Source organism: Candidatus Neomarinimicrobiota bacterium (assembly GCA_018651745.1).
Classification (GTDB): domain Bacteria; phylum Fidelibacterota; class Marinisomatia; order Marinisomatales; family TCS55; genus JAAZYX01.
The window spans coordinates 56,060-68,220 of record JABIDL010000020.1 but is presented as its reverse complement, the minus strand read 5'-3'; the positions used below and the strand labels follow the sequence as shown (position 1 = coordinate 68,220).

The following is a 12,161-nucleotide window of genomic DNA, read 5'->3' as shown; positions in this document are numbered from 1 at the left end:
TTTGTAGTCCATTCATTTCCATTATAAAATAAGACCTCATTGATTATGCCATTAGCATTGTTTTGGTATGTAACTGCCCATATATGTTGGCCATCTAATCCCCATATGTTTATTATCCCTGTTTCCGTCCCACTCTCCATCCGCCTAAAATCACTGCCGTCGTAGTGGACAATGTTACCATTTCCACCAACAAAATAAAGATCAGAAGAGGAGGTGCCCCAAACCTGTTCCACTGTCTCATTTGTACCGATATTTCTTTGCCACATCAATGATGTTTCAACCCCATCCCAATGATATATACTCCCAGAAGCAAACCAAATATCATTTTCTGAAAGGGCCCATATTCCTCTAGGTTTAATAGATGGGGTGTTAATACCCGGACCATGGAGTTTCTTCAAAGTCCATTCCTCTCCATTCCAAATAGCAGCCCCAAAATACCCGCTGTCCGTTTCAATCTGACCCACCACCCACACATTGTTCTCATCAATTACGGCTACATCCTTCAAATAACTTCCACCAATCCCCAGTGTATCAATCTCCCACACAAAGTTGTGGCTGGTGGTGTCCAGCAGGCATTGGGTTTGGTCTTCGTTCCAGTGGTAGCCATCCGCGCATTCGCAAGTGCCGTTTACGTCTACTTGGTTTTCCCCGCATACAATTTCTTTGGGGTTATCTGGGCAGGCGGATTGGGTGAGAAGAATTATCAGAGAAAAGAGCAATGGTTGTATTCCGGTGGAAAATGACGAATAAGAAAAAGAACCCATGACGGGAGAAGTTACTGCAAAATTTGATTAAGATTCAGCGCAGATTTCCTTATCAAAGTATTGGGTAATTCAAATGATATTTTTTTATTGAATAATTAAAATGATTTGGATAGCGTATTCATACTGAATTATTCCCCGCTTACCATTAATTTTTCCTAATGGAAAAAGTAGTTATCACGCAAAACGGCGCGCCGTCTGTACTTAGCGTCCAATCTTCAGAATTGCCAAATCCCAAACCGAACGAAGTTCAGGTCAAGGTGCATTACGCGGGAATCAATTTTGCTGACTTGCTCATGAGGATGGGATTGTATCCCAGCGCACCGAAACCACCATTTACGCCCGGATACGAAATTTCCGGAATGGTGATAAAAGCTGGAGAGAAGGAAGATTCGAATCTCGTTGGTCAACCGGTGGTTGCGCTGACGCAGTTTGGCGGGTATGCGTCAGCAATCAACATTCCGGCGGACAGGGTTTTTCCGTTACAATCAGAAGATCATCTCAAAGACGCCGCAGCAATTCCCGTCAATTATTTAACGGCGTATGTGATGATGATCATGCAGGCAAATCTAAAAAAAGATGAATGGCTGTTGGTGCACGGCATAGGAGGCGGTGTCGGAATCGCCGCGCTGCAGATCGCAAAAATTCTGGGCGCCAATGTGATCGGAACAGCATCTGCTCATAAGCATGAGAGACTGAAAGCAATGGGCGCTGAACATATTATAGATTACCATGACACCGATTTTGTGACGTACACAAAAAAAATTACCGGCGGGCGCGGCGCGGATGTGGTGCTGGATCCCATCGGCGGCTCGCATTTGAATCGAAGTTTTAGGGCGATGGGAAGTTTCGGACGGCTCGTCTGTTACGGGTTTTCCACTGCTGCCGTCAGCAACAAACGAAAATGGTTTACACTTTTGAAAGAATTTGTGTCCATGCCGAGGTTCAGTCCCGTAAAACTGATGGGAACGAACAAAGCCGTGTTTGGTTGTCATTTGGGAATGCTGCGAGATCGTGAAGCGGATATGAAACTTGCGACCGACACATTGTTGAAGTGGTATTATGATGGAAATATCAAGCCGGAAGTGGATTCGGTTTTTCCGTTCAGCAAAGCGGCCGAGGCTCACCAGTACATCCATGATCACAAGAATTTTGGCAAAGTATTGCTGACGCCGTTTGAATAGCCTTTCACCAACCTCCGATATTCATCCATCCTTACAAAGCGGTCCGCTGGCGCCGTTATATTCGGAACTAATCCAATGTGCCGAGTGCCCTCGAATTGTGGATTTTCGCACCAAAATTGCCCGTGAAAAACGCAAACAATTCAGGGATTGGAATTATTGGGGGAAGCCGGTTCCGGGTTACGGAGATCCAAACGGAAATCTTTTAATTGTAGGTCTCGCGCCGGCGGCACACGGCGGCAACCGAACCGCTCGCGTATTCACCGGTGACAAATCTGCAGACTTTCTCATGAAATGCCTTCACCATGCCGGGCTGGCAAATCAGCCAAATTCGGATGCTGTTGATGATGGGCTAAAACTCAAAAATACCTTTATGACACCGGTGCTGAAATGCGTTCCTCCCGGAGATAAACCAACGAGCGAGGAACTCAAAAACTGCTCGGGATATTTTCAAAGGGAGATGGAATTGCTGAAGCCGAAGATTATTCTGGCGCTTGGGAAAATCGCCTTTGACGGCTGTTTTAAATACGTTCGGAAAGAGTTCGATCTAAAAGTAAAGGATTATCCTTTTGGGCATGATAAAAAATACGAAATGCCGAACGGGTTTCTTCTTTGGGGATGTTACCATCCGAGCCCGCGGAATGTAAATACCGGCAGAATGACCTTTGATATGATGATCACATTACTGGAAAAAGTGAAAAAAGAATTATGATTCAATATTTTCCATACAATTATTCTATTCTACTTTTCTTCGCCTTGTTTAAATTCACCGCGCTTTATTAAACATAATTGGGGCCATAGCTCCCCGCAGTTGCGGGGAAGGCAGCAACTTCGCTACGGTCCGGTTTTTGATAATTTGGGGCCATAGCTCAGTTGGGAGAGCGCCTGAATGGCATTCAGGAGGTCGTCGGTTCGATCCCGTCTGGCTCCACAAATTTTTAACAATGAAAAATGAGAAAGTTAAAACGATATGAACGGTAGCAATTTTGAAGCACTTTTCCATGTGCTGAATAGTGAGCAGCAGATTCTAATGCGTACGGACCAGAAAGCATTTACGTTGATGTCTATTTTGGGAGTATTCATGGTATTTTTTATTATTCATTTTTTAAAAATTCAAATAAACTGGGTTACAGTAACACTTGTATTAATTTATTTTATTGCTGCACTCATTTCGATCATCAATCTTGTGCTTGTCATTGTACCCAGGATAAGAAATGACAGGCCGCTGGATGATTCGCCGGAAGTCAATGCCACATTTTTTGGTGGAATTAGCCAATTCAATTCATCGCAGGAATATGCAACATATCTTAAAGAAGTTGCTGAAGATGATGAAAAAATGTATAATATGTTTTCTAACCAAGTCTTTGCATTAGGGAAAATTAATAAATACAAAAATTCCGCTCTTAAAAAAGCTATTATGTATTTTGCCATTGCAATTATTTCGGAACTTCTGATTATTATGTATATGGCTTGGAGTAGAGCACTTCCATTTTTGTTTTCGGGTTAATGAAATATTTTATCTTTATTTTGTCCACTTTTCTATGGATTTCTTGCACACCCACAGGTAAGCCGGGTCCCCAGGGCGAAGCGGGAATTCCCGGAAAAGATGGTATTCAAGGACCACCTGGGGAACAAGGTATTCAAGGACTTAAAGGCGATGTCGGTAAGGTGGACCCTGCATTATTAAGCCAGCTTGAAGCTGCTTTGAAAAAAGTGAAAGAGCCATCTATGATTAATTCTGGTGAGGAAGTCATTGTCGCCTCGGTTCAATTTTCATTTGGCATTGCACCTCCAATCATGGGTTTTGCAATTCTAACGAGTCACGGGAATCTATATCGGCTGAAAAACAAAAATCCGGTAACATTGGGAGAAGAATATGAATTTATAGTTCGCGTTGGGGAACACAAAAATTTTGTATCCTTATCATTTTTATCCGGAGGGGAAGGACAGAAAAATTTCTACATCGCCATTACTGAGGACGGCCACAGTTATGTTTCCGAAGACCTTCAATCCTGGAACTCAAAAGGATCTATTTCTTATTAGTTTAAGCCTGAATATTATTCCACGTTTGTATAGAACGATGGGGGAATAATAGGAATGTTCTTAATTCAAGTTGTAGATAAAAATTATGGCAATAAATTCACAAATCGTTTTCTCGACCGATCCTGACTCTGCTGAGGAAAAGCCGGAGCAGAAAACAGCATCCAAACAGGACTTCCGAATCATGAGAAGAAAACTTGGTGGTGGCAAAATGGTAACAATTGTTTCAGGTTTTAAAGGGACGGAATCTAATTTAAAATCGCTGGGAAAAGAGCTGAAAATATCATGTGGCTCTGGCGGATCTGTCAAAAATGGGGAAATTCTCATTCAGGGAGACCACAGAGATAAAATTGTCAGCATTCTGATCAAAAAAGGACATATCGCAAAACCATCCGGCGGTTAATCCTGTTTTAAACAATGATTAAAATCATTTAACTTCTTTGATTATGAAAATCATAAATAATACAATTCTAATATTTGTACTACTCGCTGTTTGGTCTTGCGAAACATCGCCAGAAGCCAATATAGTGATGCTTGTGACAGCCAATGTGCACGGTCAATTAGATCCCTGTGGCTGAAAAAAGAATCCACTGGGCGGTCTGCCCAGACGCGCAACACAGGTAAATAAATTCAGGAAAGCAGGAAAAACCCTGCTTGTATTAGATTCCGGAGATGCATTTTTCAAATCCGATGTATTGCCAAGAAACACTCGCGACGCCGATATCCTTAAAGCTCGAACCATAATGGATGGATATGACAGGATTGGATATGACTGCATTAATGTTGGTGGATTTGATTTTGCGAATGGGAAAGATTTTTTGCTAACCCTTGGTCAGTCAAGTAATATCCCATTTATTTCGGCAAATATTGTAGAGAAGGAGACAGCTAATTTAATCTTTGAGCCATATATTATTTTGGATCGTGATGGTATCAAAATTGCAGTTATCGGATTGACTGATCATCTTCCGCCCCATATTGATGATCTTGGTATAAATGATGTTTTTACTGCAGGAAAGAGATATTTAAAAGAGGTCGAATCCAAAGCAGATATTGCGATAATTCTTGCAAATGTTGATCGAAAAATTACAGCTAAACTAAGAGAAAACTTTCCCACAGCGGATTACATTTTTTTAAGTAAAACACGATCGAGAACACAGCCAAGTGTTAATCAGCCCTCCGGTCCAATGATTTATTCTACCGGAATACAAGGAAAATATATAGCTCAAATTAGCTTATCATTTAATAATCGAGATGAAGCCATTGTGAATACTTCTCCAAAAGTGGGTGAGCTTGGTCTCATAAATAGACGATTGGAAAATCTGCAAAAACGAGATCCTGACAAATCACTTAAAGAATTATATGCCGGTCAGCCGAATGTCTTAAGTATTATTACAGAATACAATGTTAAGAAACAGCTGATACAAGCTGAACTTGATAATGCAAATAACACATCCGAATATGCTTTGGTAGATTTAAATAGGAAAATTAAAAGTGACCCAGAATTACTTACAATCGTTGATGGAATCCTAGAAACGTGTTCGGAACTCACAAAAAAAAACCAATCTTCAGGCTAAAGGCTTCAATGATTCCAATACATTCACCAATACACCAGTCATTATTAATTGTTATCACTACCATCATTTTGGGGTTTATTTCAAATGCAATTCGTTCAGATTCAATTCCCTTTATTGCTGAAGAGTTGACTGTAACGAAAGAGATTTTGCTCGAGGTAGAAAATATTGAAGAACCAATTTTGACCGGTATTTCTCTGTCCCAAGCCAAAATTTTACATGATGAAGGAATTCTATTCGTAGATGCTCGAGGTGTAGAATATTGGAAAGAAGGACGTATTAAGGGGGCCATTGTGAGCGATAATTTCATGGAACTCTTATTTAGAATTGATTCAATTCAGGGAAAAGAAAAACCGATTGTAATTTACTGCAGCGATGATGATTGTGGATCTAGCGAGGATCTTGCCTACGATATGCAGCTTTCCGAATTCACTCAACTGTATGTATTTAAGGGAGGTTGGCTGTCATGGGATGAAGCCGGTTATCCGACTGAAAGTTCACAATAATGGATCGGCTTAAAACATATGGACCGGTTCTGGCAAGATGGATTTTAGGTGGATTTTTTGTATATGCCAGTTTAGATAAAATTGCACATCCTGATTTATTTGCACGTGCCATTGCCAACTATCAATTGGTTCCCTTTGGACTTGAAAATACCATGGCAATATTTTTACCGTGGGTTGAGTTACTTGCCGGAGTTCTCCTGATAACAGGAATTTTGGTGGACGGTGCAAATTTACTCATCACTGCGATGCTGATTATGTTTATAGTCTCTATAAGTCAAGCACTCGGGCGCGGGATTGATATTTCCTGTGGTTGTTTTAAGGTAACCGAAACCGGACGTTCTTTAGGTTTTTCAACACTTTTTCAAGATTTCATATTATTAGGTTTTTGTTTATGGGTCATGAATCGCCCCTCAAGATTGTTGGAATTCTACCCAAAACCTGTTTGACAGGTTTTAGTTTTCGAATAAATTCAGTCAGAATATTTTGACAATATTGCGAGAGTAGCTCAGCTGGTAGAGCACCACGTTGCCAACGTGGATGTCGCGAGTTCGAATCTCGTCTCTCGCTCAAATAATATTAGGAGAGCACCACGTTGCCAACGTGGATGTCGTCCCGACTAAGTCGGGATCTCTCGCTCAAAATTTATGTATTACGCTTATATTTTATTTTCAGATAGCAGGGATCGATATTATTACGGTCATTGCAAAGATTTAAAGAAAAGATTAAAGCGGCATAACTCCGGTATAAACCCATTTACAAAAGTGGGAATTCCGTGGGAATTGAAATATGATGAAACTTTTGCTACAAAAAGTGAAGCTGTAAAACGTGAAATGGAATTCAAAGGGTGGAAAAGCAGAATAATGACTGAGAAACTGATTAAGCAAAGTGGATGTCGTCCCGACTAAGTCGGGATCTCTCGCTCACCCACTTAAACCCTGCAAATTTGCAGGGTTTTATGTTTTGGATAAAAAGTTCAAATGCTATCGTTAAATTTTAGTAAGAATAACTAACAAATGAGACGGTCTGAATTTATCCCAAATCATGCTAATGAACTGATTTCAATAGCGAACAATTGTATTGTTGGGTATCTTGGTATGGTTGATCCAAAAGAATACCCTCGTGTAATTCCGTTAAATTTTATTCTTCAGAATAATTGCATTTATTTTCACGGAGCAGACGAAGGTGACAAATTTGATGTATTTCAAACAAATCCTAAAGTGACTTTTAGTATGGTAGAAATGTACTCCATGATTCCATCTTATTGGATCGCAAAAGATTATGCCTGCCCAGCAACAGTATTTTTCAAATCTGTTTATATAATCGGAAAAGGAAATGTAGTAAATGATTTGGAACAAAAAGCAATGATGTTACAAGGATTGATGGAAAAATATCAACCTGAAGGGAACTATAAGGAAATAACAACCAAAGATTCCCTATATAAACAGGCTTTAGAAGAAGTAATTATTTTCAAAATTGCTCCGGGAAAAATTGATTGTAAATTCAAATTTGGACAAAATATGAGTGTAAATAAAAGAAAAATTCTGATCGAAAAATTAAAAGAAAGAAATAACAAGGTAGATCTTAAAACTGCAGAAGAAATCAAAAAAACTTTCCAACCTGTTATCGATACGAAAAAGTAAATACTAAAATGAAACGCTATTACGTTTATGTCATTGAACTTGACCGTCTTGTTGCAGATTTAAAAAAATTCAGAAACAAAAACCCAAAATATATAAAAGGAAACAATTGCGTTTATGTTGGGCAATCTACGCGAAAACCGGAGATAAGATTTGAACAACACAAAGAAGGATACAAATCTAATACGTTTGCAAAACGGTTTGGGCTCAAACTCCGGAAAGATCTATACGAAAAATATAATCCTATTCCAACGCGGAAAGATGCAGAAGAAATTGAAACCATGCTAGGAAAAGCGCTCAGGGCAGGTGGAATGGGAGTTTGGTTCAACTGATTTTATATACAAAAAACGATTATAAATTTGCAATTCATTTTGCATATTGTAATTAAAATTAAGGATCATCTAATATGAAATTAACTCGAATTGTTTACACTGTATTTGTTTGCCATACTCTCTTTGCCCAAACTGTTTCTGATTATTCGGCAACAACGAATGCCATTATCAAAGCTTCCTTGAAGGATAGCGCCACATACGATCGTCTTTCCGAATTGTGCGATACGTTCGGTCCTCGCTTCAGCGGAAGCAAAAATCTTGAGGACGCCATTGACTGGATTTTAAATGAGATGAAGAATGACAATCTGGATAATGTTCATGCTGAAGGGGTATTGGTTCCCCATTGGGTCCGAGGAGAAGAATCTGCTGAACTCATGGTACCACATCGGAAAAACTTAAATATGTTAGGTCTCGGCGGTAGCATATCTACACCAAGGACCGGTATTTGTGCGGAAGTTTTGGTTGTAAAAGATTTTAACGAGCTCGAAGAGAGAAAAGCAGAAGCCAAAGGGAAAATTGTATTATTTAATGCGGAATTTACCAGTTACGGAAAAACGGTGCAGTATCGATATAGCGGTGCTTCTGAGGCAGCCAAAGTAGGTGCTGTAGCAAGTTTGATTCGATCAGTTGGACCTTATTCCATGGATACGCCACACACCGGTGTAATGAAATATGAAGATGGTGTTCGAAAAATTCCGCACGCTGCCATCACAGTGGAAGATGCGATGATGCTTCAGCGTATGCAAGACCGCGGACAGAAAATTGTGGTGAAGCTAAAGATGTCTGCAAAAATGTTTCCTGATGCTAAATCCCGGAATGTGATTGCTGAAATCCGGGGATCAGAAAAACCGGAAGAAATTGTGGTCATAGGGGGACACATAGATTCCTGGGACGTTGGTCAGGGCGCGATGGATGACGCGGGCGGCTGCATGGTAGCGTGGGATGCTCTAAATGTAATTCAATCTCTCGGGCTCAAACCCAAACGAACCATCCGCTGTGTTCTGTGGACCAATGAGGAAAACGGTTTGGGTGGTGGGAAAGCTTACCGTGATGCGCATTTAGATGAATTACCAAATCATATATTAGCGGTAGAATCTGATGGTGGAGTTTTCGCTCCGGAAGGATTTGGATTTACTGGTTCGCCAAAAGCGTTGGAAATCATACGTGAGATTGGCACACTACTTGAACCTATCGGTGCCGGGACAATAAAAGTTGGCGGCGGCGGTGCTGATATTGGTCCGATGAAACCATTTGGTGTCCCTCAAGCTGGGTTGCATGTTGAAGGATCAAAATATTTTTGGTTTCATCATACCAATGCAGATATGATGGATAAACTTGATCCTCAAGAAGTGAACAAATGCAAAGCGGCGATGGCGGTTCTCGCATTTATAGTTGCGGATATGCCGGAAAGGCTCCCAAGGGTAAAAAAAGAATGAATAATCTTAATGGAAAAATTGCACTTATAACGGGAAACTCTCGCGGAATTGGTCCGTTAATTTCTTCGGTGCTCGCCAAAGAAGGGGCAATAATTGTTGGAGTGGCAAGATCAGAAGGTGGGCTCATAAAGACCGAAAAAATGATTCAAAATACAGGAGGAACGTGTTATTCGATTCCGTGGAATTTGGCGGACACTTCCACGTTTGAAGCTCTCATTGAAACCGTTCGCGAAACAGCAGGCGAGATCGATATTCTCATAAATAATGCAGGGATCGAGAAGTATAACACATTTGAACATTATGCTAAAGATGATATTGATTCCATAATTGATTTAAACCTTAAAGCACCAATGGAATTGGTTCGGTTGACCTTGGGAAGAATGAAAGAGAGAGGCGGGCATATTGTAAATATTGCGTCGCTCGCCGGAAAAAAAGGTGTGTCCTTGAACAATATCTACTCCGCCAGTAAAGCAGGAGTCATTATGTGGACGGATGGGCTTCGGCAGGATTTGAGAGGAACTAAAGTGAATGTTTCGGTTATTTGTCCGGGATTTGTTTCCGAAGCGGGGATGTACCATGATGCCGGTGTGAAACCACCGTTTTTGCTGGGGTCATCCAAAGCAGAGAAAGTAGCATCAGCAGTTTTGAAGGCGATCAAAAAAAATAAAGCGCAGATTATTGTAAATCAGGGACCAATGAAACCATTATTGGCCTTAGATCAGATTTCTCCAACATTAGGCGACTGGGTTTTGAAATTATTTGGCGTTCCGAAAGTAAGTAAAAAAAGATTGAAAAATTGAAATATTATTACCGCGACCCCTGCGGTTAGTCATTATCTTGCCAGTATATTTGGAATATGTTTCTTTGGAAAAATTTGCTTCCACTGATTCCGAAGTCCGCCTTTAATTTTCCGTTTCAGAGAAAAAACAAACATGCTTCGTGGAAATTGTTTCTCACGTTCTAATGGGCGGATATAATTTGTCCGTTTATCGATAATAAGATCATAAATCATCCAACCCATTGTAGTTACCGGGAATATGAATGTTATCGATTGAAATTGTTCACCATTTTCAGTCTGGACAAAATTTGGCAAATAATTAGTTGCATTTGAAAAACTGTCCTTTAGATGAAAATACACTGAAATGAGAAATGCAGCGCTCGTTGCTCGTGCACCTTTTCGAACGGAATGTTCTATTACGGTTTTATCGACGCGGATAGCATGAAGGTCTAATAGTGGGATCGTTGAAAATCCGCCATCTCGTAAGTATAGAAGTGCGAGGGGATCTTTCAAATTTCGGTTAAATTTGACTTGATTATAAAAGATGGTATCATTTTGGACTGTTATAACATAACCGCCCCGTTCTTCTGCGTAATCTAACCGATCAAATAAGGAGGGGCTGAAGTAAAAAGATTTATTTAAGTCTTCGTAAATATAATAGATTTCCTGCATGTTGGTTGAAATTTGTTTTTGTTCATCGATATCGAAATAGTGGACCGTATTGTAATCCATTGAATCGATGAGTCCAATTTTTGATTTTCCATCATTCATCACAATAACGTGCTGGACGTCATTTGGCTTCCCGAAAGAGGAAAATAAAAGAATGGTGAGTATGATTGAAAAAAAGTGTTTCATTCTGCCCTTAATTATGAACAATTCAGCCATTAAATTCAACACCTAATGCATGGCAAAGAAAAACTAGTTTTCGGGATTATAATGGTCGGAATTTTATCCGCTCAACCCAAAATCAGTGCCCATTTAGAAATGGGATTGTATTCACCGGAGTTAACGGGATTTAAAAACAGTTCACTTTTTCCGACACCAACTTCAGTAACAGAAAATATATTAATCGGATATGGAGTTTCTTATCAATTCTATCCCAATGTACGTGTGGGATATGCATCGCATAATTCTTTCGAAATTGGAAATATCAATACGTTTCCATTTACTCGGACTTTGACATATCGAGAATTTTCAATTGAATCATTTTATCGTCCATGGAAAAGAATTGAATTTAATTTTACTTTATCGCCGATGTACAATTCAGGAACTATTTCAATGACTACAGATGCAACAGACCAAGAGTGGGATAATCTATTAAGTGATTTCGGAAATCCTTCTTCAATTGTATCTCGGTCTGATCAAATGACGACAACATGGTTTGGGTTTACTAGTTCTATCGGTCTAAGATATCATTTATTTACTTGGATGAGTTTAGAATCGAAAATTGGATTTATGGAAAATTATTATGACGAAACCAAGTGGACTTTTCAGGGGGATACAGTTACGGGTCCTGTGTTAAATCTAAGTAATGTGCCTATGATTACTATGCGGATTATTTTTGGATGGTGAAAATAATCTTAATTTTTTTCTGTTCCGGTCTAGCCGTAATTTCTGCTCAGGTTGAGAATCCTGAAGACCACCCTTGCCGAACGCCCTTGATCGAAAAAGTAAAAGAGCATGGGCTAAGATCATTAAAGGTTTGGGAAGTCCCAGTATTTTATTGGGATAGGTTTCAATGCCGGAAATCAATTAACAATTCAAGATATTTAATGAATGCAAACATGGAACAGCATGAAGCAGATTTTGAAGCATCGAAATCGTTTCAAGGATTTACATCCTGCATTGCATATTGCTCAATTGCAGCAGTATTTGTGTTTATTGTTTCATCAAGTTTATAATATTGACCGAAAGGAAAA

Annotated in this window: 16 protein-coding genes, 2 tRNA genes and 1 pseudogene; 17 read left to right on the top strand and 2 right to left on the bottom strand. The window is 39.7% G+C overall.

The features are described 5' to 3' along the window. Positions 1-764 (bottom strand): hypothetical protein (locus HOD97_03460; protein MBT4280658.1); only part of this gene is annotated, 764 nt, incomplete at its 3' end. A 158-nt stretch (positions 765-922) separates the two neighbouring features. On the opposite strand from HOD97_03460, the gene HOD97_03455 reads away from it, so the two are divergent. From HOD97_03455 to HOD97_03385, 15 genes and pseudogenes are all read left to right on the top strand, one after another. After that, positions 923-1,945, top strand: coding sequence for a zinc-binding dehydrogenase (locus HOD97_03455; GenBank protein ID MBT4280657.1), 1,023 nt, complete (start codon positions 923-925; stop codon positions 1,943-1,945). A gap of 46 nt (positions 1,946-1,991) precedes the next feature. Next, entirely contained in the window at positions 1,992-2,654 is a 663-nt protein-coding gene (locus tag HOD97_03450) for a uracil-DNA glycosylase (GenBank protein ID MBT4280656.1), read from the top strand. A gap of 146 nt (positions 2,655-2,800) precedes the next feature. Next, positions 2,801-2,873 (top strand) — tRNA-Ala (locus tag HOD97_03445). Positions 2,874-2,912: 39 nt separating this feature from the next. After that, on the top strand, positions 2,913-3,449 hold the full coding sequence (locus HOD97_03440; protein ID MBT4280655.1) for a hypothetical protein: 537 nt from the start codon (positions 2,913-2,915) through the stop codon (positions 3,447-3,449). A 50-nt stretch (positions 3,450-3,499) separates the two neighbouring features. Beyond that, a pseudogene (locus HOD97_03435) lies at positions 3,500-3,610 on the top strand (collagen-like protein). 460 nt (positions 3,611-4,070) lie between these two features. Continuing rightward, complete coding sequence (locus tag HOD97_03430; GenBank protein ID MBT4280654.1) at positions 4,071-4,385, top strand: translation initiation factor; 315 nt, start codon at positions 4,071-4,073, stop codon at positions 4,383-4,385. Positions 4,386-4,677: 292 nt separating this feature from the next. Further along, the gene (locus tag HOD97_03425; GenBank protein MBT4280653.1) at positions 4,678-5,556 is read left to right on the top strand and encodes a hypothetical protein; all 879 of its coding nucleotides are present in this window, start codon (positions 4,678-4,680) and stop codon (positions 5,554-5,556) included. 8 nt (positions 5,557-5,564) lie between these two features. Then, positions 5,565-6,059, top strand: coding sequence for a rhodanese-like domain-containing protein (locus tag HOD97_03420; GenBank protein ID MBT4280652.1), 495 nt, complete (start codon positions 5,565-5,567; stop codon positions 6,057-6,059). Continuing rightward, on the top strand, positions 6,059-6,505 hold the full coding sequence (locus tag HOD97_03415) for a DoxX family membrane protein (protein MBT4280651.1): 447 nt from the start codon (positions 6,059-6,061) through the stop codon (positions 6,503-6,505). Before HOD97_03420 ends, HOD97_03415 begins: the two co-directional genes overlap by 1 nt. A gap of 48 nt (positions 6,506-6,553) precedes the next feature. Continuing rightward, positions 6,554-6,626 (top strand) — tRNA-Gly (locus HOD97_03410). 77 nt (positions 6,627-6,703) lie between these two features. Further along, on the top strand, positions 6,704-6,964 hold the full coding sequence (locus tag HOD97_03405) for a GIY-YIG nuclease family protein (protein MBT4280650.1): 261 nt from the start codon (positions 6,704-6,706) through the stop codon (positions 6,962-6,964). A gap of 108 nt (positions 6,965-7,072) precedes the next feature. Continuing rightward, positions 7,073-7,699 (top strand): flavin-nucleotide-binding protein, encoded by a 627-nt coding sequence (locus HOD97_03400; GenBank protein MBT4280649.1) that lies wholly within the window; start codon positions 7,073-7,075, stop codon positions 7,697-7,699. An 8-nt stretch (positions 7,700-7,707) separates the two neighbouring features. Next, positions 7,708-8,028, top strand: coding sequence for a GIY-YIG nuclease family protein (locus tag HOD97_03395; GenBank protein ID MBT4280648.1), 321 nt, complete (start codon positions 7,708-7,710; stop codon positions 8,026-8,028). 74 nt (positions 8,029-8,102) lie between these two features. Further along, positions 8,103-9,464, top strand: coding sequence for a M20/M25/M40 family metallo-hydrolase (locus HOD97_03390; protein MBT4280647.1), 1,362 nt, complete (start codon positions 8,103-8,105; stop codon positions 9,462-9,464). After that, a complete protein-coding gene (locus HOD97_03385) occupies positions 9,461-10,264 on the top strand; it encodes an SDR family NAD(P)-dependent oxidoreductase (GenBank protein ID MBT4280646.1) in 804 nt (267 codons plus the stop codon). The genes HOD97_03390 and HOD97_03385 overlap by 4 nt, the downstream gene beginning before the upstream one ends. 32 nt (positions 10,265-10,296) lie before the next feature. On the opposite strand, the gene HOD97_03380 is transcribed toward HOD97_03385, so the two are convergent. Further along, positions 10,297-11,097, bottom strand: a complete 801-nt coding sequence (locus HOD97_03380) for a hypothetical protein (protein ID MBT4280645.1) — start codon at positions 11,095-11,097, stop codon at positions 10,297-10,299. A gap of 81 nt (positions 11,098-11,178) precedes the next feature. Between HOD97_03380 and HOD97_03375 the strand changes: the two genes are divergently transcribed. Then, positions 11,179-11,814 carry a hypothetical protein gene (locus HOD97_03375; GenBank protein MBT4280644.1) on the top strand — a complete coding sequence of 212 codons (636 nt, stop codon included), beginning with the start codon at positions 11,179-11,181 and terminating at the stop codon, positions 11,812-11,814. After that, positions 11,808-12,143 (top strand): hypothetical protein, encoded by a 336-nt coding sequence (locus HOD97_03370; GenBank protein ID MBT4280643.1) that lies wholly within the window; start codon positions 11,808-11,810, stop codon positions 12,141-12,143. Before HOD97_03375 ends, HOD97_03370 begins: the two co-directional genes overlap by 7 nt. The last annotated feature ends 18 nt before the right edge of the window (positions 12,144-12,161 follow it).

What these genes read in the sequence shown, in the direction of transcription:
- HOD97_03385 (MBT4280646.1), top strand. Translation starts at nt 9,461, where the DNA reads ATGAATAATCTTAATGGAAAAATTGCACTTATAACGGGAAACTCTCGC.
- HOD97_03440 (MBT4280655.1), top strand. Translation starts at nt 2,913, where the DNA reads ATGAACGGTAGCAATTTTGAAGCACTTTTCCATGTGCTGAATAGTGAG.
- HOD97_03390 (MBT4280647.1), top strand. Translation starts at nt 8,103, where the DNA reads ATGAAATTAACTCGAATTGTTTACACTGTATTTGTTTGCCATACTCTC.
- HOD97_03395 (MBT4280648.1), top strand. Translation starts at nt 7,708, where the DNA reads ATGAAACGCTATTACGTTTATGTCATTGAACTTGACCGTCTTGTTGCA.
- HOD97_03455 (MBT4280657.1), top strand. Translation starts at nt 923, where the DNA reads ATGGAAAAAGTAGTTATCACGCAAAACGGCGCGCCGTCTGTACTTAGC.
- HOD97_03375 (MBT4280644.1), top strand. Translation starts at nt 11,179, where the DNA reads ATGGTCGGAATTTTATCCGCTCAACCCAAAATCAGTGCCCATTTAGAA.
- HOD97_03420 (MBT4280652.1), top strand. Translation starts at nt 5,565, where the DNA reads ATGATTCCAATACATTCACCAATACACCAGTCATTATTAATTGTTATC.
- HOD97_03380 (MBT4280645.1), bottom strand. Translation starts at nt 11,097, where the DNA reads ATGAAACACTTTTTTTCAATCATACTCACCATTCTTTTATTTTCCTCT.
- HOD97_03405 (MBT4280650.1), top strand. Translation starts at nt 6,704, where the DNA reads ATGTATTACGCTTATATTTTATTTTCAGATAGCAGGGATCGATATTAT.
- HOD97_03415 (MBT4280651.1), top strand. Translation starts at nt 6,059, where the DNA reads ATGGATCGGCTTAAAACATATGGACCGGTTCTGGCAAGATGGATTTTA.
- HOD97_03370 (MBT4280643.1), top strand. Translation starts at nt 11,808, where the DNA reads ATGGTGAAAATAATCTTAATTTTTTTCTGTTCCGGTCTAGCCGTAATT.
- HOD97_03400 (MBT4280649.1), top strand. Translation starts at nt 7,073, where the DNA reads ATGAGACGGTCTGAATTTATCCCAAATCATGCTAATGAACTGATTTCA.
- HOD97_03430 (MBT4280654.1), top strand. Translation starts at nt 4,071, where the DNA reads ATGGCAATAAATTCACAAATCGTTTTCTCGACCGATCCTGACTCTGCT.